The sequence below is a fragment of the Stenotrophomonas oahuensis genome (assembly GCF_031834595.1).
Taxonomy (GTDB): Bacteria; Pseudomonadota; Gammaproteobacteria; order Xanthomonadales; family Xanthomonadaceae; genus Stenotrophomonas; species Stenotrophomonas oahuensis.
On sequence record NZ_CP115541.1, the window covers coordinates 3,630,285 to 3,654,456 of the forward strand.

The window sequence follows — 24,172 nt, forward strand, 5'->3', positions numbered from 1 at the left end:
GTGAAGCAGGTGTGCACAAGGCCCGTTCAGCCTGGCCGTAGCGAGGCGTTTGCCCATCATGCGGCACTTCCGCCGGCGCTGTTTTCGCTGCACTGCAGCGCAGCTTCCATCACCGGCACGGCCCAATCCGGGGTCTGGCGCAGCTGCTCGGCATCGTCCGGCTCAGGCCAGACCAGCTGCCCGGCCTCCATCTGCAGCACCAGCTGCGGGTCCGGTACCGCCTCGCCGGGGGCAGCATCGGCGCTGTTGTCGTAGACCTGCAGCTGGGCCAGGCGCGGCATCAGTGTGGCCAGATTGGCCAGCGCCAGCGGGTAGCGGCGACGGATGTCGGCTTCGTTGATCGGGTGGCCACCTGCGCGTACGCGGGCCTGCACGCGGGCCAGATGATGCTCGGGCGAGGGCAGCCCGCAGTACCACATCAGCACGTCGTGGGTGGCGGTGGCTTCGGCCAGCAGTGCGGCGATGGAGCGGCCACCCAGGGTGGTCTCGAACGCGTGGTTGCGGCGCTCGGTCAGCGCACGCTTGATCCGCTCCACGCCTTCGGTCCAGGCCTGCGCATTGGCCTGGGCCTGATCCATGCCCATTTCGGTACGCAGCTGGCGGGCCCAGCTGTCCGGATTGAACCAGTCCAGCCCGGCCTGACGCAGCAGGTGCCCACCGATGGAACTCTTGCCGGCCCCGTTGACGCCGGCCAGTACGAACAGGAAGGGACGCGGCATCAGTAGCCGGTACCGGCCGCGACCTTGCCCTTCAGGCGTGCCGGCTTGCGCAACAGGGCGCGGGCCTTGTTGCCGGCCCCGGCCGCATCCAGCGAGGACAAGCGCGCGTCGAAGCTGTCGCGCAGCTGCTGCAGCACCGGGCTCTGCTCACGCAGCGAGGCCAGGTCGCGCTGCAGGCCCACGACCTGCGCCTGCAGGGCCTGGTACTGCTCGGCCGAGATGATCACCGCCTGCGGTTCGTTGTGGTTGGTGACCAGCACCGCCTGCTGGTCACGCACGTCCTGCATGACCTTGCGCCAGTGCTCCTTCACCGACGAGGCGGTGGTGCGGGTCAGCTCGGTGATCGGGTCGAACTTGAGGGCGTGCAACATGGCGGAGATTCCGGCAGCAGCGATGGCCCGAGCATAGCGCGGATGGGATAAAATGGGAATTTAATGAAAAATAGGAAAAATGTCTGATTCAGGTTGGGCGCACGACCAACCGCCATGCGCCACCCCGATTCCGGTAGGTCACGACCGTTGGTCGTGACCGGGGGTGTGTTACCCCTTGGCCGCCAACTGCCGCAGCACGTACTGCAGCAGGCCGCCATGCTTGAAGTACTCCACTTCCTTCGGCGTCAGCAGCATCACGTGGGCCTTGAAGGTCACCACCGTGCCATCCGCCTTGGCCGCGGTGACCGTGGCGGTCTTGCTGGCCCCGTCCTGCAGTCCGGTGATGTCGACCACCTCCGACCCATCCAGGCCCAGGCTTTGTGCGTTCTCGCCGGCCTGGAACTGCAGCGGCAGCACGCCCATGCCGACCAGGTTGGAACGATGGATGCGCTCGAAGCTCTCGGCCATCACCGCCTTCACCCCGAGCAGGTTGGTGCCCTTGGCCGCCCAGTCGCGCGATGAACCGGTGCCATATTCCTTGCCTGCGAACACCACCAGCGGCACACCGTCGGCCTTGTACTTCATCGCCGCGTCGTAGATCGCCAGCTTTTCCGGCTCGCCACCGGCCTTCGGGAAGTACAGCGTGTTGCCGCCTTCCTCACCGCCGAACATCAGGTTCTTGATGCGGATGTTGGCGAAGGTGCCGCGCACCATCACGTCATCGTTGCCGCGGCGGCTGCCGTAGCTGTTGAAGTCGGCTGGCTGCACACCGCGTTCCTGCAGGAAGCGCCCTGCGGGTGAATCTTTCTTGATGTTGCCGGCCGGCGAGATGTGGTCGGTGGTGATCGAATCACCGAACAGGCCCATCACCCGCGCACCGTGCACATCGTCGACATGGCCGACCTGCATGGTCATGCCGTCGAAGTAGGGCGGGTTCTTGATGTAGGTCGATGCACCGTCCCACTCATACAGATTGCCTTCCGGCGACTGGATGGTGTTCCAGCGCGAGTCGCCCTTGAACACGTCGGCGTAGTTCTGCTTGAACATCTCCGGGCCGATGGTCGCGGCGATGACGTCGCCGATTTCCTTGTTGCTCGGCCAGATGTCCCGCAGGTAGACCGGCTGGCCATCGCTGCCGGTGCCGAGCGGTTCGGTGGTCAGGTCGATGTCGGTGGTGCCGGCAATCGCATAGGCCACCACCAGCGGCGGGCTGGCCAGGTAGTTCATTTTCACTTCGGGGTGCACGCGGCCTTCGAAGTTGCGGTTGCCCGACAGCACCGAGGTCACCACCAGGTCACCGGCGGCAATGCCGGCGCTGACCTCGGTGGGCAGCGGGCCGGAGTTGCCGATGCAGGTGGTGCAGCCGTAGCCGACCACGTAGAAGCCCACCTTTTCCAGTTCGGTGAGCACGCCTGCCTTTTCCAGATAGTCGGTCACCACACGCGAGCCTGGGCCGAGCGAGGTCTTCACCCACGGCTTGCGGTCCAGCCCCTTGGCGGCCGCGTTGCGGGCCAGCAGGCCGGCCCCGATCATCACCGCCGGGTTGGAGGTGTTGGTGCATGAGGTGATCGCCGCGATGACCACCGCGCCGTCCTTCAGGCGGAAGCGCTGACCGTCCAGCTCCACATCCGAATAGCCCTTGGCCAGCTGTTCGTTGCCGACTGCCGCGCCGCCACCTTCGTTGACGAATTTCGACACGTCCTCGTTGCGCTTGTCGCGGTTGGTGGTCAGTCCGCCCAGGTTGTCGCGGTAATTCTGCTTCACGTCCTGCAGCAGCACCCGGTCCTGCGGCCGCTTCGGGCCGGCCAGCGACGGCTTCACCTCACCCATGTCCAGTTCCAGCGTGGCGCTGTAGCTGGCGTGCGGGCTGTTGGCGTCGTGCCACAGGCCCTGGGCCTTGGCATAGGCTTCGACCAACGCGATCTGCTCTTCGCTGCGGCCAGACAGGCGCAGGTAGTTCAGTGACTCCTGGTCGATCGGGAAGATGCCGCAGGTGGCACCGTATTCCGGTGCCATGTTGCCGATGGTGGCGCGGTCGGCGAGCGGCAGGTGCTGCAGGCCTTCACCGAAGAACTCGACGAACTTGCCGACCACGCCGTGCTTGCGCAGCATCTGGGTGACGGTCAGCACCAGGTCGGTGGCAGTGGCCCCTTCCGGCAGCTTGCCGGTCAGCTTGAAGCCCACCACCTGCGGAATCAGCATCGAAGAAGGCTGGCCGAGCATGGCCGCTTCGGCTTCGATGCCGCCCACGCCCCAGCCCAGCACGCCAATGCCGTTGATCATGGTGGTATGGCTGTCGGTGCCGAACACCGTGTCCGGGTAGGCCACTGCCTTGCCGTCCTTGTCCGCGGTCATCACCACACGGGCCAGGTTCTCCAGGTTCACCTGGTGGACGATGCCGGTGTTGGGCGGCACCACCTTGAAGTTGTCGAACGCCTTCTGGCCCCAGCGCAGGAAGCCATAGCGTTCCTGGTTGCGCTGGAACTCGATCTTGCCGTTGAGGTCCAGTGCCTCGGGCTTGCCGAACACGTCCACCTGCACCGAGTGGTCGATGACCAGTTCGGAGGGAATCTGCGGGTTGATCTGTTCCGGGCGGCCGCCCAGCTTGACCACCGCATCGCGCATCGCCGCCAGGTCGACCACGCAGGGCACGCCGGTGAAGTCCTGCAGCACCACGCGGGCCGGCATGAAGGCGATCTCCACGTCCGGTTCGGCCTTGGGGTCCCACTTGGCCACGGCCTCGATGTGCTCGCGGCCGACGGTGGCACCGCCGTCCTCGTGCCGGAGCAGGTTCTCCAGCAGGATCTTCATCGAATAGGGCAGGTGGGAGATGTCGAACTGCTGGCCCAGCTTAAGCAGGCTGAAGTAGTCGTAGGCCGCGCCGCCGACATCCAGCTGGCTGCGGGTGGAGAACGAATCGCTCATGCGGGGAAACTCCTCTTGCGGATGGCTTGCAATGGCCCGCGCACGGGCCTGCTTGCGGTGGCCGGCGGGACGGGCCGGCCGGGCAGGGGCCCAGTATGGCCGATGCCGGCAGGCCCGCAGCACCACGGGCTCAGAACGCAAGGTTATACATTCGTATGTAGCCTTCGTGTCACGGCTTCCCTCGCCACTGGCTCATCAGCATCTGCAGGAAACGTTCGGCGCTGGGTGAGAGCAGGGCGCCGCGCCGGCGCACGATGCCAATGGTGCGCGACACGACCGGGTTGCCGATCGGGCGGGTGACCAGGATGGGGTGGTCACCGTCCGGCGTGGCCATCTTCGGCAGCACCGATACGCCGATGCCGGCTTCGACCATGCCGAGCGAGGTGGACAAGTGAGTCACCTCGTAGTGCCAGCTGAGCTTGAGGTTTTCGCGTGCCAATGCGCCATCGAGCAGGGTGCGGTTGCCGCTGGTGCGGTGCACGGTGATCAACTGATGGCGGGCCAGGTCGGACCATTCCACCTTTCGCTTTTTCGCCAGCGGATGATCGCGGCGGCAGGCGAGCACGAACGGATCTTCGGCGAGCACGTCGAAGTCCAGGTTGGGGTCGTTGGCACCCATGAAATTGATGCCGAACTCCACTTCACCACGCTCCACCGCCTGCAGGCCTTCAGTGGCGGGAATGTCGAGAATGCGGAAGCGCACGTTCGGGTGCGCGTCATGGAAGCGAGCCATCACGCTCGGCAGGAAGTAGAACGCGGCCGTTGGCAGGCAGGCGATGGTCACCGTGGCACCGCGCGTGTCGTCGTGGCCACGTAGTGAGAACAGCGAGCCATCGAACTCTTCAATCATGCGTCGTACCAGCGGCAGCAGGTTTTCACCTACGGCGGTGGTGCTGACGCTGCGCGTGGTGCGTTCGAGCAGCGGTGAACCGACCGCCTGTTCCAGCTTCTGTATGCGCCGGCTGAGTGCCGGCTGCGAGACGTGCAGCGTTTCAGCGGCACGGTGGAAGCTGCGGGTTTCGGCCACCAGCAGAAAGGCGCGCAGGTCGAGAATTTCGCAATTGATGCTCATGGGGCATTAATCATCCAAAAATCAGCAATTCACAGATCAATCGGGGTCATGCCAGTATCGAATCACAGGGTGATATTCATCCGCTATAAGCATCAATCTACCACACGTATGTCCAACGATCTCACCTCGATTCCCTGCGTCCTGATGCGCGGCGGCACCTCCAAGGGGCCGTTCTTCCTGGCATCCGACCTGCCGGCCGACACCGCGGCACGTGACCGGCTGCTGGTGGAGGTGATGGGCTCGGGGCATCCGCTGCAGATCGACGGGATTGGTGGCGGCAATGCACTGACCAGCAAGGTCGCGATCATCGACAAGGCCAGCCGCGAAGATGCCGACGTGGACTACCTGTTCGCGCAGGTGAAAGTGGAGCAGCGTCTGGTGGATACCTCACCGAACTGCGGCAACATGCTGGCCGCAGTGGGTCCGTACGCCATCGAACGGGGCCTGGTGCAGGCGCATCATCCGCGCACTGAGGTGCGTATCCACAACGTCAACACCGGCAAGGTGATCGTGGCAACGGTGGAAACGCCGGGCGGCCAGGTGGTGTATCGCGGTGACACCCATATTGCCGGCGCACCCGGCGGTGCCGCGCCGGTGCAGCTTGCGTTTCTCGACGCGGCGGGCGCGCGCACCGGCAAGCTGCTGCCCAGTGGACATGCGATGGAGCAGATCGATGGTGCCGATGTCAGCCTGATTGATTGTGCGATGCCGATGGTGCTGATCCGCGCCAGCGACCTGGGCGTGCAGGGTGGGGAATCGCCGGCTGAGCTCAACGCCAACCGTGAGCTGATGGCGCGGATGGAAGCCATTCGCATCCAGGCAGGCGAACGCATGGGCATCGCCGATGCGGGCAACAAGGTGATTCCTAAACCCGTTTTGCTTTCCGCACCGCAACATGGCGGCACCCTGCAGGTGCGTTATTTCATGCCACATCAATGCCATACGGCGCTGGCGATCACCGGCGGCGTGGGCATTGCAACCGCGGTTGCAACGCCGGGCACGTTGGCTAACACGTTTGTCGGGTGTGACGCAGTGCCCACTTTGATTACTCTCGAACATCCGAGCGGTGCCCTGGACGTGGGCTTGAGTCGCAGCTCGGAACACGCGCCGGTTGTGGCCAGCGTGGTACGCACGGCCCGCCGCCTGTTTGAAGGCCGGGTGTTCGCCACCACGCCGATTGCCACCGAAACCACGCAATGGACTTCAGCGGCATGACCTGACCCTGGACGGCAGGCCGCGCCCCTGGCACGACCTTCCGCCCTCCACCGAAACACCGTTACACGTAGCAGCACATCCTGGGAGGGATAGATGTACAAGCGATTTCTGATGACCGCGCTGGTCGCGGCAAGCCTGGCTGTTGCCGGCTGTGGCAAGAGTGGCTCCGAAGGGGCCGCCAGCGGCGGCGACAATGCACCCGTCCGCATCAGCGTGGGGTCTTACAACCTCAACAATCTGCCGTTCTTCATCGCCGATTCCAAGGGCTACTTCAAGGAAGTGGGTCTGGAGGTGAAGACCGAGAACTTCGCCCAGGGCGGTTCAAAGGTGCTGCAGGCGCTGGTCGCCAATTCCACCGACGTGGCGGTGGGCTTCTATGACCACACCATCCAGATGCAGGCCAAGCAGAAGGACGTTGTCGCCTTCGTGCTGCTGTCGCGCAACTCCGGCCTGGTCATGGCCGGCCGCGACGATGCGACCTTCGACCCGGCGCGTCCGGAAACGATCAAGGGCCAGAAAGTGGGCATCACCGCACCGGGGTCATCGTCGGACTTCTTCGTGCGCCACTTCCTGGCCCAGCATGACATCCCGGTCGACAGCATTTCGCTGATCGGCGTGGGTTCGGGTGCCGCGGCCGTGGCCGCGCTGGAGCAGGGCAAGATCGACCTGCTGGTGAACTACGACCCGGCCGCCACGCTGATCACCGAGCGCAAGGTCGGCAAGATCATCATCGACGCACGCAGCGACGACGGTGCCCGCCAGGTCTACGGCGGCCTGTACCCGACCTCGGTGATGTATGCCAACCAGAGCTTCCTGGAGCAGCGCCCGGACGCGGCCGAGAAGATTGCGCGTGCCGAGCAGAAGGCGCTGAAGTTCATCGCCGACAACAGCGCCGAAGACATCGTCGCCGCACTGCCGGACAGCTACGTCTCCGGCGACCGTGCCACCTATGCCCGTGCGGTCGAGAACGCCCGCGCCATCTTCACCAAGGATGGCCACTTCACCCCGGCCGACCTGGAAACACCGCTGAAGGTGCTGCGCGAGTTCAACAAGGACGTCGCCAACCACGATATCGACCTGTCCAAGACCTACACCAATGCCTTCGTCGAGCGCGCCAGCGCCTCGGCCCCGGCTGCCCAGAACTAAGCGGAGGTAACCCATGGCCACCAATGCCACCGTGCGCAAGCTCAACGGCGCACCGCAGCTGGAGCCTGCACAGACCATGGTTGCGATCAACCAGGTCACCATGTCCTTCGGCGATTTCACCGCCGTACGCGACGTCGACATCCAGGTGGGCAATGGCGAGTTTCTCGCCATTGTCGGCCCCACCGGCTGCGGCAAAAGCACCATCCTCAATTCTGTGGCCGGGCTGCTGAAGCCCTCGGCCGGCGAGGTCAGCATTGACGGGCGCGCCGTGAACGGCGTGCAGGAGTCAGTGGGCTATCTGTTCCAGCAGGACGCGCTGCTGCCGTGGAAGACCGCGTACCAGAACGTCGAACTGGGCTTGAAGTTCCGTGGCGTCAGCGATGCAGAGCGCAAGCAGAAGGTCAACGCGTGGCTGGCGAAAGTGGGGCTGACCGGTTTCGAACACCGGTATCCGCATCAGCTCTCCGGCGGCCAGCGCAAGCGCGTGCAGATGGCGCAGGCGCTGATCGTGGAGCCGAAGGTGATCCTGATGGACGAGCCGTTCTCGGCGCTGGACATCCACACCCGTCACCTGATGCAGAACGAACTGCTGCGGCTGTGGCAGGAAGATCGCCGCTCGGTGATCCTGATCACACACGACCTGGAAGAGGCGATTGCGCTGGGTGACCGCGTGGTGGTGCTGTCTTCCGGTCCCGCCAGCCGCGTGGTGCGCAGCTTCGACGTAGATCTGGAGCGCCCGCGCAACGTGGCGGAAATCAAACTCGACGAACGTTTTACCGACCTGTACCGCGATATCTGGGCCTGCCTGCGCGGCGAAGTGGAGAAGAGCTATGCACGCCAGGACTGACAAATTCATCCAGCTCGCGCTGATCATCCTTGTCTTCGGTGGTTGGGAAGGCGGCATTGCAATGGGTTGGATCGACCCGTTCTTCTTCCCAGCTCCCACCGCCATTGCCAAACAGTCGTGGACCTGGCTGTCGGATACCTCGTTCTACCAGCACGTGTACATCACCCTGACCGAAACCGCGCTCGGCTACCTGATCGGTACCGCGCTGGGCGTGGCCGGTGGTGTGTGGCTGGGGCTGAGCCGGCGTTCGGCACGCATCCTGGATCCCTTCATCAAGGGCTTCAATGCGATTCCGCGTGTAGTGCTGGCTCCGATCTTCGTGCTGTGGCTGGGTCTGGGGCTGTGGTCGAAAGTAGCGCTGGCGGTGACGCTGGTGTTCTTCACCACCTTCTTCAACGCCATGCAGGGCGTGCGTGAAGTCAACCCGGTAGTGCTGGCCAATGCCCGCATTCTGGGGGCCAGCCGCAGTGACCTGCTGCGCCATGTGTACTTCCCGGCGGCGGCCAGCTGGATCCTGTCCTCGCTGCGTACGTCGGTTGGCTTTGCGGTGGTGGGTGCGATCATCGGCGAGTACCTTGGTGCTTCGGCCGGTCTGGGCTACCTGATCGCGCAGGCCGAAGGCAACTTCAACGCGGTGGGCGTATTCGCCGGCATCATCATCCTGGCGGCCTTCGTGCTGGTGATCGACGCCCTGCTGGATATCGTCGAGAACCGGGTGATCACCTGGCGTCCGAACGCGCAGCAGGGCGCGACCAGCTGATGGTCAGGTGCCCGGCCTCGCCGGGCACCGCGACACACATTTCCCCCGCATCATCGCAATGCACCCGCCAGGCCAGCGGCCGGCGGGTTGGAGAGAACCCATGAACACGTATCCCGTGCTGCCTCGCGTAGCGCTGTCGGTGGCGCTTGGCCTGTTACTGGCCAGCGGCCACGCCGCCGCGCAGTCCACGCCGCCGGCTCCGCTGAGCCAGGCTGAGCTCACCGCGCTGGTGCAGCAGCAGGCGCAGCAGATCCAGCAGCTTCAATCCCGCCTTGACGCGCTGGAAGGCACCGGCACCGCCGTAGCGACACCTGCAGCTACACCGACCCCGGAACTCGAAACCCGCGTGGCCAAGCTGGAAACCCAGCAGTCGAAGGCACCGAAGATTTCCTTCAGCAAAGGCGCGCCGGAGTTCACCAGCGCCGACGGCAACGTAAGCTTCCGTCCGCGCGGTCGTCTGTTCGTGGACGGTTCCAGCACCGACGGCTCGTCCAGCAACGACCGCAACATCAACGGTACCGAGATCCGTTCGGTTCGTCTGGGCGCGGAAGGGCGCTACGGCATTCTGGGCTGGGCGGTGGAAGGCGACTTCGCCGACAACGAAGTGGCGTGGAAGTCGGTGTACGCCACCGTCGACCACAAGCTGTTCGGGCTGCCCGCCGACCTGACCGTGGGTAATCGCTTGAACGACCGCGGCATCGACGGTTCCAGCAGCACCTCCAACACGCCGTTCCCGGACCGCAACGTGGTCGGCACGCTGATGCTGCCGCAGCGCGGCCTGTTCGGTGTTGGCTTCACCGAGCGCGTGTACGGCAAGAACTGGCACGCCAGCCTGTCCGTGGCCGGCAACGATCTGAACAACGTCGGCGACAACAACGACAGCCAGACCTGGGCCACCCGCGTGCACTGGAACCCGCTGGTCAGCAAGGCGGCCACGCTGCACCTGGGGGCGTGGGCATTCCATGAGGAAATCGCCGCCGGCTCCACCGGCGTGCTGCGCAGCTCGGCGATTGCCGGCCATTTCAATGATCTGGTCAAGATCACCCCGGGGACGTTGGCTGGCACCGACCGCAGCACCGCCTATGGCTTCGAAGCCGCCGGTTATTTCGGTCAGGGCTGGGCAACGGGTGAGTGGGGCACACGCAACCTGCGCGGGGCCGGCGCGAGCGGCCGTTATGACCTCGACCACGATGCCTGGGCAGTGTCGGCTGGCTGGTTCCTGAGCGGGGCCAGCCCGTCGTACTCGGCCAAGGCCGGTACCTGGGGCAAGGTCAAGGTGGCCGACCCGGTCACCAGCGGTGGTCGCGGTGCGTGGGAACTGCGCGGGCGCTATGAAGACGTGGACTACGCCGAGCTGCCCACCGGCGGCACCGGCCACGCCTGGACACTGGGCGCGAACTGGTACCTCAACGACTACAGCCGGGTGATGTTCGATGTAATCCGGTGGGAAACCGATAACCGCAGTGGCGCGGTGCAGGGCAAGGATGAAGGCACCACGTTCAATACGCGGTTGCAGGTGGCGTTCTAAGCAGGGCACAAACGGTGCCGGTCCCACCGGCACCGTGATTGCGATGTCGTATCAGGGCAGCGCAATCGGTACGATGTTGACGATGAAGCGTTCCTCCAGCCCGCCGATCGCGGTAATCCGCAACGGCACAGGGCCGGGCTCGACGCCGTGCTGGATCAGGAGCTGGTTGTCATTGAGTACCAAGCCAAGGCGCGGATGGTCCAGATGGAACTCCCAGGTATCGCGTTCAAAAGGAAGTTCGATCCAGTCCGCATCGTACAGAAATGCCAGGGCGGTGACCGTCTTCTCCTCGTTCGGCACAGGGACCTGAACCGTCAGCGGCCCAATTTTGGTGCGCATGTGGGTTGGGACTACATTCCGGCCATCACGTATCTGCAGCACCCCGAGGTCAACCGGTCTGCCGTCCTTTAGATAGCGAACTTCCAGATTGGCCGGCCATGGCCCGGTGTAGTTCTCCGCAAATGTGTGGTCAATCCGAACGGTTCCCACATGTGCGCCATCTCCGATGCCGAAGTAGATCCCTTGAACCTCCCCAGCACTACTGTTCAACGCGGTATCGAAATCCTCCCGATCAAGTTCTCCCAGAAGGGTTTGCATGATGGCCTTCTGCGTACGCTGGTGCGACAGGCGGGGGCGTACACCGCTCGTGGCTGGAAAACGATGCCGATATGTTCGTTGCGTTGCTTTGCCTCGGCGGTTGCGGCGACATCCACGGCAGGTTCTGTGCGACGGTTCTTGCTGGTCATGTCTGGTTCCTCCAGAGCTGAAACGTTGACCCCCGTCATCGCTGAACCTGGCTGGATGGTAATGCCACTTCCCGTTAAGTGGAGGTGTTGGAAGTTGGCATTGGTAGAGGCGGTCGCAAGACGCCTGCCGATAACGTTGATCGGTGCTTTGACGCATGGACCTCATCTGGCCAACGCCTCCGTTCAACGTTCATGCCGCACCGGTCGTTGCACCACTATCGGGAGTCGACTGTCGTGCGACTCTACCGATGCGGTCCATGTAACGAAAACGGGGTGCCAATGGCACCCCGCCGCTGACTCAGGGTGCTACGACGTCGATCTTGAAGGTCTGCGCCAAGCCGCCTTTCGCCGTCACCCGCGCAGTCAGCCTGCCCGGTTGGGCACCGGGGGCGACACGCAACTGGTTCTGCTTCACGTACACACCCTGCACGGTCTCAGCGAGTTCCAGGTCCCAGTAGTTGTCATCGAAGGGAAGGGGAACGTGGTCTTCGTCAAACAGGGTGATGGAGAAGTAGACCATGCTCTCTTCGCCAGGCGGGGGGATCTTCACGGAGGTGGTTGAGGGTTGGACATGCATGTGCCGTGGCTTCATGTCGCTCGATTCCCTGAGCTGCAGGAAGGCGCGATCTACTGGAACGCCTTCCTTCAGATAGCGAATTTCCAAAAGAACGGGCCAAGGGCCGTTGTATTGGCGGGCAAAGTACGTGTGCACCTGCACTTGGCCGAAGCCGGATCCTTCGACGATGATCAACTCTATGCCTTCTTCCGGGCCTGGGACGCCATTGACGGTGTAGTCAAATGCTGTCGGATCAAGCGATGGAAGCAGGGTATGCATGATGGCAATCTGAAGCGTGTGATGCACCTGCGGCGCATACAGGGCGATGGGCACGAACGCCATGCCGATGAAGTCTTCGTTGTGCTTGGAGCTAGGGGTCTTGCTGGTCATGTCTGGTTCCTCCAGAACTGAAGCGTTGACCCCCGTCATCGCTGAACCTGGCTGGATGGTAGTGCCACTGCCTGTTAAGTGGAGGTGTTGGAATTTGGCATTGGTAGAGGCGGTCGCAAGACGCCTGCCGATAACGGTGATCGGTGCTTTGACGCATGGACCCCTCCAGGCCAACGCTTCCGTTCAACGTTCATGCCCCACCGGTCGTTGCACCACTATCGGCAGTCGACTGTCGTGCGACTCTACCGAGCCCTCGAACCGCGTGAGAGGAGATTCCGCGGAGAAGCGGGATGCATGAAGCGCATCCCGTCTTGCCGCCGCCGTCATGCCTGCAAGCCATTCAAATTGGCGCACCCGACACCAGAGTGAACGTGACGGTTTCCTCAAGCCCCCAGATCGTCGTGATGCGTACGCGGTAATCCCCGGGCGTAGCGTTTGAGTAAATGGAGAACGACTCGCGATTCTGGGCGATGCCTGAGTCGTGATCCAGCAACTGGACCTCCACCCCGTGCATGTATGTGATGGGAATATGATTGGCATCGTAGACGTGAGGATTCACCGCGACCCGTCCCGGCCAATCGTCCTGCGGGATCACGCAGGGCGATCCAGACATCGCGATGCGCATATAGGCTGCAACGGCGGTAAGCGGGTTGAGAAGCGGTAGTCGACCCAGATCAGCAGGCTTTCCATTCTTTGAATAGATGACTTCCAACTGGGCGGGCCACGGACCGTCGTAACTCTCGATGAATTCAGGCTCTACGCGAACGCCACCGCCTTGATGGAAGAAGAAGAGCTTGACGTTCGGAACCGGGCCTTCAATCCCATTGAGCGTGTATGAGAAGGCGTCTGCATCGGGGAATGGGGCGGTTGTGTGGATCGTCGCCAACTGAGCCCCGTATCCCTCCATCGGGGACACGTACATCGCGGGCGGCTCAAAGTGAATGCCGATATGTTCATAGCGAGGGGTTTTGCTGGTCATGTCTGGTTCCTCCAGAACTGAAGCGTTGACCCCCGTCATCGCTGAACCTGGCTGGATGGTAGTGCCACTGCCTGTTAAGTGGAGGTGTTGGCATCTGGCATGGGTAGAGGCGGTCGCAAGACGCCTGCCGATAACGGCGATCGGTGCTTTAACGCATGGACCTCATCTGGCCAATGCCTCCGTTCAACGTTCATGCCCCACCGGTCGTTGTGCCGATATCGGCGGTCGACTGTCGTGCGACCCTACCGGTGCAGTTCATGCAGTTCATGCAGTCCAAACGGTCCAAACGGTCCAAACGGTCCATGCGTTTCAAGAAGGCACCCGGAAATGAAAACGGGGTGCCAGTGGCACCCCGTCAGGTCCGCATTGTCCGCTGGACTCAGCCGCCCAGGAACGGGTTGCCGGTCTTGGCCGGAGCTGCGCCGCGCGACTTCTTCTTCAGCACGCCATCCTTGCCGAACTCGAACACGGTCGATTCCTGCTTGTTCTTGAAGTGGCCGATCTTGGCGTAGTCGTAGTACCAGACCTGCTCGTCACCCAGCTGCTCACGGCGGGTCGGGGCACCGAAGGCGTCCTGGATCTGGTCCTTGGTGGCCTTGCCGACTTCGATCGCTTCAAGCGTCTTGTCAGTGATTTCCACGCCGCTCTTCACGCCGCCGAACGGATTGGCGTGTGCGGGAGCGACGGATAAGGCAAGCGGAGCGGCCAGAACGGCGGCCAGGGCGAGGGCGGAAATACGCATCGTTGGGATGTCCTTCTCAAATTCGATGGGTGGCGTGAGCCGGGTGGTCGGGCAGGGTCCCAACGGGGCGTCCTGCTCCGGCAGCGAGGCTGCGCGCCCATAGTACCGATATGCCGGTGAAATACTGCCAATTGCGTCAAATTACCGGCTGAAGGGGCGACGCAAGTCGCTGAACGGTAAGAAACAAGGGCCACCCTGATCTCGGCCATCCGCTCTGGGCAGTGGCGGTATGGTGGCGAAAGTATGTATAATTTGTGCATACCGAAGAGGGCGTACCCGATGGAAGCCACTGTCGCTGAACGCGGTCAGATCACGCTGCCCAAGGCCGTGCGCGACGCGCTGGGCCTGACCAAGGGCACCCAGCTGAAAGTCGAGCTGGACGGCAGCCGCATCATCCTGCGCAAGAGCGTTGACGACGCCATATCGCGCGCCCGTGGAAAATTCGCCCTGGACGGCTTCGATTCGGCCCAGGCCGCCGTCCGCGCGGTGCGCGACGAGGACTGATCCGTGATGATCGCCGTCGATTCACCGGTGCTGGTGGAACTGCTGAGCAATGGCCCGCAGGCCGACGCGGTTGAAGCCTGCCTGCGGCAGAGCCTGGTCAGCGGCAAGGTGGTGGTGTGTGGAGCCACACTGGCCGAAGTCTGCGCCAGCCTGCGCGGCGGAGCCGAGGTGCTGGAAGCGCTGGAAGAAATGGGTGTCCATTTCAATGCGCTGGAGGCCAAGTCCGCCCTGCGCGCCGGTGAGATGCACCGCCGTCACCGCCAGCGCGGCAGTACCCGCCGCAGCCTGGACGACTTCATGGTGGGGGCCCATGCACTGCTGCAGTGCGACGGCTTGATCACCTGGAACGACACGTTTTACCGCGACTACTTCAAGGGCCTGAAGCTGATCGTGCCGAACGCCTGAGCCCGCTGCATTCCTTTCACTGTTTCATTCAACGTATTACCCGGGAGTTGTCATGTTGGAAGCCTATCGCCACCACGTAGCCGAGCGCGCCGCGCTTGGCATCCCGCCGCTGCCGCTGACCGCCCAGCAGACGGCCGACGTCATTGAACTGCTGAAGAACCCGCCGGCAGGCGAGGCCGAGTTCCTGCTCGACCTGCTGACCCACCGCGTGCCGGCCGGCGTCGATGACGCCGCCAAGGTCAAGGCCTCGTACCTGGCCGCCATTGCGCTGGGCAGCGAGCAGAACCCGCTGATCAGCCGCGAGCGCGCCACCGAACTGCTGGGCACCATGCTGGGCGGCTACAACGTGGCCCCGCTGGTCCAGCTGCTGGACGATGCCAGCGTCGGCACCATCGCCGCTGACGGCCTGAAGAACACGCTGCTGGTGTTCGATGCCTTCCACGACGTGCAGGACAAGGCCAAGGCCGGCAACGCCAATGCCCAGTCCGTGCTGCAGAGCTGGGCCGACGCCGAATGGTTCACCAGCAAGCCGGAGGTGCCGCAGAGCATGACCATCACGGTGTTCAAGGTGCCGGGCGAAACCAACACCGACGACCTGTCGCCGGCCCCGGACGCGACCACCCGTCCGGACATTCCGATGCACGCCCTGGCGATGCTGAAGAACAAGCGCGACGACGCCCCGTTCACTCCGGAAGAAGACGGCAAGCGCGGTCCGATCCAGCAGATCCTGTCGCTGAAGGACAAGGGCCACCTGGTCGCCTACGTGGGCGACGTGGTCGGCACCGGTTCCTCGCGCAAGTCGGCGACCAACAGCGTGCTGTGGTGGACCGGCGATGACATTCCGTACATCCCGAACAAGCGCGCCGGTGGCGTCTGCCTGGGTGGCAAGATCGCGCCGATCTTCTACAACACCATGGAAGATGCCGGCGCACTGCCGATCGAGCTGGACGTTTCGCAGATGAACCACGGTGACGTGGTGGAACTGCGTCCATACGACGGCAAGGCGCTGAAGAACGGCGAAGTGATCGCCGAGTTCGAAGTGAAGTCCGAAGTGCTGTTCGACGAAGTGCGCGCCGGTGGCCGCATTCCGCTGATCGTGGGCCGCGGCCTGACCGGCAAGGCGCGTGAAGCGCTGGGCCTGGCTCCGACCGACCTGTTCCGCCTGCCGGTGCAGCCGGTCGACACCGGCAAGGGCTTCTCGCTGGCACAGAAGATGGTCGGCCGCGCCTGCGGTCTGCCGGAAGGCCAGGGCATGCGCCCGGGCACCTACTGCGAACCGAAGATGACCTCGGTCGGTTCGCAGGACACCACCGGCCCGATGACCCGCGACGAGCTGAAGGACCTTGCCTGCCTGGGCTTCTCGGCCGACCTGGTGATGCAGTCGTTCTGCCACACCGCCGCTTACCCGAAGCCGGTGGACGTGAAGACCCACCACACGCTGCCGGAGTTCATCTCCACCCGTGGCGGCATCTCGCTGCGTCCGGGCGATGGCGTGATCCACAGCTGGCTCAACCGCATGCTGCTGCCCGACACCGTCGGCACCGGCGGCGACTCGCACACCCGTTTCCCGGTGGGCATTTCGTTCCCGGCCGGTTCGGGCCTGGTGGCCTTCGCTGCGGCCACCGGCGTGATGCCGCTGGACATGCCGGAATCGGTGCTGGTGCGTTTCAAGGGCCAGATGCAGCCGGGCGTGACCCTGCGTGACCTGGTCAACGCGATTCCGCTGTACGCGATCAAGTCTGGTCTGCTGACCGTGGCCAAGGCGGGCAAGAAGAACATCTTCTCCGGCCGCATCCTGGAAATCGAAGGTCTGCCGGAGCTGAAGGTCGAACAGGCGTTCGAACTGTCCGACGCCTCGGCCGAGCGTTCGGCCGCCGGTTGCTCGGTGCGCCTGAACAAGGAACCGATCATCGAGTACCTGACCAGCAACATCACCCTGCTGAAGTGGATGATTGCCGAGGGTTACCAGGATCCGCGTTCGCTGCAGCGTCGCATCGAGAAGATGGAAGCGTGGCTGGCCAACCCGAACCTGCTGGAGCCGGATGCCGACGCCGAGTACGCCGCCGTCATCGAGATCGACCTGGCCGACATCCACGAGCCGATCGTGGCCTGCCCGAACGACCCGGACGACGTGAAGACCCTGTCCGAAGTGGCCGGTGCCAAGATCGACGAAGTGTTCATCGGTTCGTGCATGACCAACATCGGTCACTTCCGTGCGGCTGCAAAGCTGCTGGAAGGCAAGCGTGACCTGCCGACCCGCCTGTGGGTGGCTCCGCCGACCAAGATGGACGCCTCCGAGCTGACCAAGGAAGGCGTGTACGGCACCTTCGGTGCCACGGGCGCGCGCATGGAAATGCCGGGCTGCTCGCTGTGCATGGGCAACCAGGCGCAGATCCGCGAAGGTTCCACCGCGATGTCGACCTCGACCCGCAACTTCCCGAACCGTCTGGGCCGTAACACCAACGTGTACCTGGGTTCGGCCGAACTGGCCGCGATCTGCTCGCGTCTGGGTCGCATCCCGACCAAGGAAGAGTACATGGCCGATGTGGGCGTGATCGCTGCCAGCGGCAGCGAGATCTACCGCTACATGAACTTCGACCAGATCGAGGAATATCAGGACGTCGCCAAGACGGTTGCTGCCTGATCGGTTGATGCGTTGAACGAAAACCCCCGGTGAAAGCCGGGGGTTTTTGTTTGTGTCATGGGGGATTGCGGACGGGCTATCGGTGACACGCATGGCGTGTCACTACGGGGCATTCGAATGCTTGGGAGGGGTAGGGTCGGTCGACAGACGAACGCCGTGGAATCGTCCGCGCCCGGTAACGCATGACATGGGGCGGCGACTTCGTGCCGGCCAGCGGCCGGCACTACCGTGCTTACCACGGTCCCCACTCGGCAGTGCCCTCCATGCGGCGGCCGTTGTAGTGGAGAACACCCCGGGTACCGATCACGTCCATTTCGAACCATGGCAGTTCACCCCGCGTTCTGGGACGGACGTAGGCACGCTGTTGCGCGCGGTTGAACTCTACGTAGTACGGTTGCCGCGGCATGAACGGCTTGAAATCGCTCGAGCTGATCTGGACAGAACCAGGATCCATCCGTCCCGCCATTTCAAGTGAGAAGCTAAATTCACCTTGAGACGCATGGAAGCGGAACAGATCCCCGGTTGCCGCTGCGGGCGAGGGCAGGGTGGAGATCAGAACCAGCAGTGTGAGTGTGCGAAGGAGGTTACGAACCGGCCTTTCCATGGCGCATTTCTCCGGGAAAATGGGTTGCAGTGAACCACACAGCGCACCGTGATCAAGCCGAGACCGGCTTCGACGATCACCCGTGAGCCCGGCTCCATGCCCATGTCGCGCAGCCAGGTGCCGTGCAGCATGATGAAAGGAACGGGTTCATGGTTGAGGGCAGGGGGGCGAAGGAGGCTGTTGCAGCAGTGGCAGCGCTGATACAGCCGGGTGTCTTCGTTGGCGGCTGCGTTCTTGAAGGGCGTCGTGGCCCAGTTGTTTGACATGTTCAATCTCCAGCTTCAGGAAAAGCCTCCTCGCCGGGAAGGCGAGGAGTGTCGGGAGGTTAGCGACCGTACCTGAGTAGAGGGTGTGGTGTATTTCCCCGCTTGAGGGTGTTGTATTAACCACCCTCCCGACGCTGGGATGCACAATATTTTGACTCAGGTATGGGTCGCTAAACCCGAAGCGGACATTGCGCCTTGTTCCGACGAAATGGAAATCGCGATTTTTTGCGGGATTTTCGTATTTGACCGTTGAAAAAATTGAGGTGACGCTTTCAGCATTCAGAAAATGAGATCCTTGTTCCAGAATGCGAAACATCAATGGCGATTGATCGGGGCATCCGGCGCGCTTGGCACCTGAAAATGGAGAGAAGAAGTGCCGGAAGCGCGACTGGTGCACGACGCAATCGTCCTGCGCACGCATCAATTCCCGTAGACACCACGCCCTGCGTGGTGCCCGCGCGCCGCGCGGCGCAAGCTGACGACGCCGATGCCGGTGCCGTGTTCCAGGCAATGCCAACGCTTAGCGGCGAATGAAGCCCGGCCCCAGGCTTTCATGACGCCGGAACGGAGAGCGGACGCGCATGGCGCGTCCCTACGGCAGACGTTCCGTAGTGACACGCCATGCGTGTCAATGGCTAAATTCTCACGGTGCCTGAACGGATGGCAGCCACGCACGGCGTGCCTCTACGACCGGGACAGTGCCATCAAACGCTCGGCAATGCGTTCCAGAGGCAACTGTTCGTCTGCGGCACCCAGTTTGAACGCTGCGCCGGGCATGCCCCAGACCACGCTGGTGGCTTCATCCTGCACCAGGGTGGGAGCACCGGCGTTCTTCAGTTCCAGCAACCCGCGTGCACCGTCGTCGCCCATGCCGGTCAGAATTGCGCCGATGGCATTGGCACCGGCGCTTTCGGCCACGGAACGGAACAGCACGTCCACCGCCGGCTTGTGGCGATTCACGGCCGGGCCGTCGTCAATGCGGCAACGCCAGCGCGCACCGTCGCGGATGATGCGCAGGTGCTTGCCGCCGGGCGGCAGGTAGGCGTGGCCGGCGAGCACGGCTTCACCGTCGGTGGCCTCACGCACGGACATGGCCGAATGCTTGTCCAGGCGCTCGGCAAACGCGGTGCTGAAGGTCGCCGGCAGGTGCTGGGTCAGCACCACCGCCGGGGCGTCGGCGGGCATGCCTTCCAGCACCACGCGCAGCGCTTCGGTACCGCCGGCGGAGGCACCGATGGCAATCAGTCGGTCGGTGGTGCGGAACTGGATGGAGCGCGGCTTCGGTGCGGTGGCCGGGTCCAGCCGCACCTGCGGTACCACCGGGCGTGACAGCGTGCGCACGCGCGAGCGAGCGGCGGTCTTGACCTTGGTAATGATCTCTTCTGCGTAGTCCTGCAGGCCACGGGCGACGTCGAATTTGGGTTTGGACACGAAATCCACCGCACCCAGCGACAGGGCCTGAAGGGTGGTGTCGGCACCGCGCTCGGTCAGCGAGGAAATCATCACCACCGGCAGCGGATGCAGCCGCATCAGGTTTTCCAGGAACGCCAGCCCGTCCATGCGTGGCATTTCCACGTCCAGGGTGATCACGTCCGGGGCCAGGCGCTTGATCTTCTCGCGCGCCAGCAGCGGATCGGCGGCGGTGCCGACGACTTCGATGCCCGGGTCGCTGGCCAGGATTTCGCTGAGCATCTGCCGGACGACCGCCGAGTCGTCCACGATCAACACACGGCAAGGGGCTCCGGTGATCATTCGAACAGCTCCACGCCACCGGTGACCGGGGCCTTGGACAGGCGGGCACGCACGGCCGATTCGGTCGCGGCCACTTCGGCTTCGTGCGCATGCGGCAGGCGCTGCACGACCACGCGGCCGCTGTCGGCGAAGAACCACACCTTGCGCGGATGAATGCCGCACAGGTCTTCAGCCAGCACCGGAATGTGTTCGGCCTGCAGGTACTGACGCACAAACTCGGCGTTGCGGGTGCCGACCGGGTTGCTGGTGAAGCCCTTGAGCACGTTGGCCCCGCCGAACACCTTGGCTTCCAGGCGCTTGCGATGTGCGCCGCGCTTGAGCAGGTCGTTGATCAGCAGTTCCATGGCATAGCTGCCATAACGTGCGGGCGCACCGTCGCCGACATTACCTTCCGGCAGCAGGAAGTGATTCATGCCGCCGATCTTGAGCACCGGGTCGCGCAGGCACGCGGCCACGCACGAGCCGAGGGTGGTGGTCAGTGCGGTGTCATCGTCCACCACCAGGTACTGGGTCGGCAGCAGCTTGGCGGCGGTCACCTTGAAGCGGCTGTCGAAGTAGCGCATCACGTCGTCATTGCGCGCGGCCTGATTCATGCCGGGGCTCCGGGGTTGCGCTTGTACAGGGTGCGGCCGCACGGCTGGATCAGATCCGCAGCGTGCAGGTAGTTCTCCGAATGGCCGGTATAGAGCAGGCCGTCATCACCCATGTGCTGGATCAGACGCGAAAGGATGCCGCGCTGGGTGGGCTTGTCGAAGTAGATCATCACGTTGCGGCAGAACAGCGCGTCGTAGGGGCCGCCGACGTCGTAGCGCGGTGCCAGCAGATTCAGCGGGCGGAACTCGATCAGCTCGCGCAGGGCCGGAATTACCCGGCACTGGCCTTCGTTGGGGCCACTGCCGCGCTGGAAGTAGCGCTTCTTGATCGCCAGGTCCAGACCATTGACCCGGTCCAGCGCATACACGCCACGGCTGGCCGTGGCCAGCACCTGGGTGTCCACGTCGGTGGCCAGGATGCGCACTGGCGGCTTCAGCGTACCGAACGCTTCGCAGGCGGTGATCGCCATGGAGTAGGGCTCTTCACCGGTAGAGGCGGCGCAGGACCACAGCTGCAGGGTGCCGTGGCCGGCGCGTGCGCGCAGTTCCTCGTTGAGCTTTTCGAAATGATGCGGCTCGCGGAAGAACGCGGTCAGGTTGGTGGTGAGCGCGTTGGTGAATGCCTGCCATTCGTCACCGCCATGGGCTTCGAGCTGGTTGAGGTAGTCCTCGAAACTGCGCATGCCGAGCGCACGCAGGCGGCGCGACAGGCGGCCGTAGACCATGTCGCGCTTGGCCGGGGCCAGTGAGATGCCAACGCGCTGGTAGATCAGGTCGCAGATGCGGCGGAAGTCGCGGTCGCCGAAGTCGAACTCACGGCTGTTGGCGGAAGCAGGAGCGGAAGGCGTGGTCACGGGCGACATCCATCGAAGGGGGGCAACGGTAGAGCCGGGCTTGCCCGGCTTTACGGCCGATCAGCCGGGCAAGCCCGGCTCTACGTCAGTGGTTAAAACTCCTGCCAGTCGCCTTCGTCTGCACCGGTGGTGCGCGGCAGCGGCTTGGTGGCGGCTTTCGGCGTGCTTGCGACAGGCTTCAGGCGTGGTGCGGCGGCGCTGACCGGGGCGACCCGGGCGGTGACGGCGCTGACCGCGGCGGCGACCTGGTTGTCGAGGCGGAAGATGGCCACGGCATCGGCCAGCTGGGTCGCCTGTTCTTCCATGGCGCGGGCGGCGGCGGTGGCTTCTTCCACCAGCGCGGCGTTCTGCTGGGTGGTTTCGTCCATCTGCACCACGGTCTGGTTGACCTGCTCGATGCCGGCCGACTGTTCCTGCGACGCGGCGGAGATCTCGGCCATGATGTCGGTGACGCGCTGCACCGAGGCAACGATCTCGCCCATGGTGCTGCCGGCCTTGTTCACCAGCGCCGAACCGTCGGCGACGCTGGCCACCGAGTCGTCGATCAGGCCCTTGATTTCCTTGGCGGCCGCAGCGGAACGCTGGGCCAGGGTGCGCACTTCCGAGGCCACCACGGCAAAGCCGCGACCCTGTTCGCCGGCACGTGCGGCTTCCACCGCCGCGTTCAGCGCCAGGATGTTGGTCTGGAATGCGATGCCGTCGATCACCGAGATGATCTCGGCAATGCGCTTGGAGCTCGATTCAATCGCACTCATGGTGGTCACGACCTGGCCGACCACTTCACCGCCCTGGCTGGCGACGGTGTGTGCGCCGATCGCGAGTTGGTTGGCCTGGCGGGCATGCTCGGCGTTCTGGCGTACGGTGGAGGTCAGTTCCTCCATCGACGCGGCGGTTTCCTCCAGGTTGGCGGCCTGCTGTTCGGTACGACGCGACAGGTCGCTGTTGCCGGTGGAGATCTCGCTGGCCGCGAGGTTGATGCTGCTGGCCGAGGTCTGGATCTGGCCGACAATCTGGGTCAGCTGGGCAACCGTGGCGTTGGCGTCGTCGCGCATGGTGGCGAACACGCCCTGGTAGTCCCCGTGCATGCGTGCGGTGAGGTCGCCTTCGGCGATGGCCGAGAGCAGCTGCGACAGCTTGCCCAGGTTGTCGTCGCTGACCTGCATCATCGCGTTCAAGCTGGCGATCATCTGACGGAAATCGTGATCGAAGCGGGCTTCGTCACCACGCTGGGTGAAGTCGCCGGCAGCGGCCGCGCTGCCCAGGCGCTTGATCTCTGCGTTGATGCTGGACAGGTTCTGTTTGACCGTATCGACGGTGCTGCTGATTGCGGCCTTGTCGCCCGGGTAGCGCGGCGCATCAACACTGAGGTCGCCGACGGCGTAGCGTTGGACCACGGCCAGCACGTCCTGCATGGTCTGCACGTGCGCACCGACCAGCGCATTGGTTTCATGCACCATCAGGCCGTACTCGCCCGGGAAGGCGGATTCGTCCATGCGGTAGCGGGTCTGGCCGGCATCATGTTGCGCTGCCATCTCGCGCTGGGCGGTGATCACCGCGTGCAGCTGCTGCTGCATGCGGCCCATGCTTTCCAGCAGGCGACCGGGTTCGTCCTGCGCCTGCGTGCCGATGCGGCTGTCGAGCTTGCCGCTGGCGATGCTTTCGGCGACGCCGGTGGCCTGGCGCAGCGGACCGGTGATGCGGTTGCCGATGATCCAGCTCAGGGCCAGCACGATGATCACCAGCGTACCACCGGTGGCGGTCATCACCGCGGTGAAGGCGAGGGCGTCGTTCTGCACGTCGTCCATGTAGACGCCGCTGGTGACCACCCACTGCCACGGCTTGTACATCGAGGCAAAGGTGGCCTTCGGGATCAGGCCTTCGGCACCGGGCTTGGTGGTGGAGTAATAGGTGTAGCCGCTGCCGTTCTTGACCGCATCGTCCACCTGCAGCTGGTACAGCGCCACTCCATCGGCCGACTTGTAGTCCTTCACCATCTGGCCCACGCGCTTGGGCTGGAACGGATGCACGTGCAGCACGTAGTCGGTGGTGAGGATGTTGTAGTAGGCACTGCCACCGTCGGCGCGCATCGCGTCGACCGCCTTCATGGCGTTTTCCTTGGCCGCTGTTTCGGTCAGCTCACCCTTGTCAGCCAGGGCCTTGTAGTGGTCCATGATCCCGAAGGTGATTTCCACCTGGGTCTTCAGGCTTTCCTTGCGTGTCTCGTACAGGTCCAGGTACTGCTTGCGCGCGGCGACCACGGCCAGCGCGATCACGCCGATGGCAATCAGCACGGTCAGCAGGTTGAGCTTGTTGCGGACGGAGAGGTTGGAAAAGAACTGGTTCCAGCGGCTGAGCAAGGTCATGGGAGAGGATCTTTACAGTCGGGGGCATGCTGCGATGCCTGGAGTGGTGGCGATGGCCGGAAAGGCCGACGTCGACGAACGTGCCGAGGCAAAGGAGATATCGGCCATTACGCCTTTGAATTGAGACGTGGAAACTGAGCGTGTTCAGGTTTGAAAAGAAGAACGCCCCGATGCGTGCGCATCGGGGCGTT

22 protein-coding genes are annotated in these 24,172 nt (G+C 63.9%); 8 read left to right on the top strand and 14 right to left on the bottom strand.

Features of this window, described 5'->3' with window-relative positions; translation table 11 throughout:
* Positions 1-56: 56 nt before the first annotated feature.
* From PDM29_RS16240 to PDM29_RS16255, 4 genes are all read right to left on the bottom strand, one after another.
* The gene (locus PDM29_RS16240) at positions 57-719 is read right to left on the bottom strand and encodes an ATPase (protein ID WP_311191096.1); all 663 of its coding nucleotides are present in this window, start codon (positions 717-719) and stop codon (positions 57-59) included.
* A complete protein-coding gene (locus tag PDM29_RS16245; protein WP_311191097.1) occupies positions 719-1,090 on the bottom strand; it encodes a type II toxin-antitoxin system prevent-host-death family antitoxin in 372 nt (123 codons plus the stop codon). Before PDM29_RS16245 ends, PDM29_RS16240 begins: the two co-directional genes overlap by 1 nt.
* A gap of 168 nt (positions 1,091-1,258) precedes the next feature.
* Positions 1,259-4,015, bottom strand: coding sequence for an aconitate hydratase AcnA (gene acnA, locus PDM29_RS16250; RefSeq protein ID WP_311191098.1), 2,757 nt, complete (start codon positions 4,013-4,015; stop codon positions 1,259-1,261).
* Positions 4,016-4,184: 169 nt separating this feature from the next.
* The gene (locus PDM29_RS16255; RefSeq protein WP_311191099.1) at positions 4,185-5,087 is read right to left on the bottom strand and encodes a LysR family transcriptional regulator; all 903 of its coding nucleotides are present in this window, start codon (positions 5,085-5,087) and stop codon (positions 4,185-4,187) included.
* A gap of 108 nt (positions 5,088-5,195) precedes the next feature.
* Between PDM29_RS16255 and PDM29_RS16260 the strand changes: the two genes are divergently transcribed.
* The 5 genes from PDM29_RS16260 to PDM29_RS16280 all read left to right on the top strand — a co-directional run bounded on the left by PDM29_RS16260 (position 5,196) and on the right by PDM29_RS16280 (position 10,583).
* Positions 5,196-6,302 (top strand): 4-oxalomesaconate tautomerase, encoded by a 1,107-nt coding sequence (locus PDM29_RS16260; RefSeq protein WP_311193810.1) that lies wholly within the window; start codon positions 5,196-5,198, stop codon positions 6,300-6,302.
* Between the two features lie 93 nt (positions 6,303-6,395).
* Complete coding sequence (locus PDM29_RS16265) at positions 6,396-7,448, top strand: ABC transporter substrate-binding protein (protein WP_311191100.1); 1,053 nt, start codon at positions 6,396-6,398, stop codon at positions 7,446-7,448.
* Between the two features lie 13 nt (positions 7,449-7,461).
* Positions 7,462-8,295, top strand: coding sequence for an ABC transporter ATP-binding protein (locus tag PDM29_RS16270; RefSeq protein WP_311191101.1), 834 nt, complete (start codon positions 7,462-7,464; stop codon positions 8,293-8,295).
* A complete protein-coding gene (locus PDM29_RS16275; RefSeq protein WP_311191102.1) occupies positions 8,279-9,055 on the top strand; it encodes an ABC transporter permease in 777 nt (258 codons plus the stop codon). The genes PDM29_RS16270 and PDM29_RS16275 overlap by 17 nt, the downstream gene beginning before the upstream one ends.
* A 100-nt stretch (positions 9,056-9,155) precedes the next feature.
* Entirely contained in the window at positions 9,156-10,583 is a 1,428-nt protein-coding gene (locus PDM29_RS16280) for an OprO/OprP family phosphate-selective porin (RefSeq protein ID WP_311191103.1), read from the top strand.
* Between the two features lie 51 nt (positions 10,584-10,634).
* Here the strand turns inward: PDM29_RS16280 and PDM29_RS16285 are convergent, their stop codons facing one another.
* The 4 genes from PDM29_RS16285 to bamE form a co-directional block, all read right to left on the bottom strand.
* Positions 10,635-11,180, bottom strand: coding sequence for a hypothetical protein (locus PDM29_RS16285; protein ID WP_311191104.1), 546 nt, complete (start codon positions 11,178-11,180; stop codon positions 10,635-10,637).
* Between the two features lie 447 nt (positions 11,181-11,627).
* Positions 11,628-12,275 carry a hypothetical protein gene (locus PDM29_RS16290; protein WP_311191105.1) on the bottom strand — a complete coding sequence of 216 codons (648 nt, stop codon included), beginning with the start codon at positions 12,273-12,275 and terminating at the stop codon, positions 11,628-11,630.
* 340 nt (positions 12,276-12,615) lie between these two features.
* Positions 12,616-13,254, bottom strand: coding sequence for a hypothetical protein (locus PDM29_RS16295; RefSeq protein ID WP_311191106.1), 639 nt, complete (start codon positions 13,252-13,254; stop codon positions 12,616-12,618).
* Between the two features lie 379 nt (positions 13,255-13,633).
* Positions 13,634-13,996 carry an outer membrane protein assembly factor BamE domain-containing protein gene (gene bamE / locus PDM29_RS16300; protein ID WP_311191107.1) on the bottom strand — a complete coding sequence of 121 codons (363 nt, stop codon included), beginning with the start codon at positions 13,994-13,996 and terminating at the stop codon, positions 13,634-13,636.
* A gap of 279 nt (positions 13,997-14,275) precedes the next feature.
* Here bamE and PDM29_RS16305 point away from each other — a divergent pair, with 279 nt between their 5' ends.
* The 3 genes from PDM29_RS16305 to acnB are packed head-to-tail and all read left to right on the top strand — an operon-like array spanning position 14,276 to position 17,549.
* A complete protein-coding gene (locus PDM29_RS16305) occupies positions 14,276-14,500 on the top strand; it encodes an AbrB/MazE/SpoVT family DNA-binding domain-containing protein (protein ID WP_282295902.1) in 225 nt (74 codons plus the stop codon).
* A 6-nt stretch (positions 14,501-14,506) separates the two neighbouring features.
* Positions 14,507-14,905 (top strand): type II toxin-antitoxin system VapC family toxin, encoded by a 399-nt coding sequence (locus PDM29_RS16310; protein WP_125361015.1) that lies wholly within the window; start codon positions 14,507-14,509, stop codon positions 14,903-14,905.
* 52 nt (positions 14,906-14,957) lie between these two features.
* Positions 14,958-17,549, top strand: a complete 2,592-nt coding sequence (acnB, locus tag PDM29_RS16315; protein ID WP_311191108.1) for a bifunctional aconitate hydratase 2/2-methylisocitrate dehydratase — start codon at positions 14,958-14,960, stop codon at positions 17,547-17,549.
* Between the two features lie 232 nt (positions 17,550-17,781).
* Here acnB and PDM29_RS16320 read toward each other — a convergent pair whose 3' ends face one another.
* The 6 genes from PDM29_RS16320 to PDM29_RS16345 form a co-directional block, all read right to left on the bottom strand.
* The gene (locus tag PDM29_RS16320; RefSeq protein WP_311191109.1) at positions 17,782-18,153 is read right to left on the bottom strand and encodes a hypothetical protein; all 372 of its coding nucleotides are present in this window, start codon (positions 18,151-18,153) and stop codon (positions 17,782-17,784) included.
* 147 nt (positions 18,154-18,300) lie between these two features.
* The gene (locus PDM29_RS16325; protein ID WP_311191110.1) at positions 18,301-18,816 is read right to left on the bottom strand and encodes a hypothetical protein; all 516 of its coding nucleotides are present in this window, start codon (positions 18,814-18,816) and stop codon (positions 18,301-18,303) included.
* Between the two features lie 287 nt (positions 18,817-19,103).
* Positions 19,104-20,171, bottom strand: a complete 1,068-nt coding sequence (locus PDM29_RS16330) for a protein-glutamate methylesterase/protein-glutamine glutaminase (RefSeq protein WP_311191111.1) — start codon at positions 20,169-20,171, stop codon at positions 19,104-19,106.
* Complete coding sequence (cheD, locus tag PDM29_RS16335; RefSeq protein WP_311191112.1) at positions 20,168-20,764, bottom strand: chemoreceptor glutamine deamidase CheD; 597 nt, start codon at positions 20,762-20,764, stop codon at positions 20,168-20,170. Before cheD ends, PDM29_RS16330 begins: the two co-directional genes overlap by 4 nt.
* On the bottom strand, positions 20,761-21,627 hold the full coding sequence (locus PDM29_RS16340) for a CheR family methyltransferase (protein ID WP_311191113.1): 867 nt from the start codon (positions 21,625-21,627) through the stop codon (positions 20,761-20,763). Before PDM29_RS16340 ends, cheD begins: the two co-directional genes overlap by 4 nt.
* 83 nt (positions 21,628-21,710) lie before the next feature.
* A complete protein-coding gene (locus tag PDM29_RS16345; RefSeq protein ID WP_311191114.1) occupies positions 21,711-23,981 on the bottom strand; it encodes a methyl-accepting chemotaxis protein in 2,271 nt (756 codons plus the stop codon).
* Between the last annotated feature and the right edge of the window lie 191 nt (positions 23,982-24,172).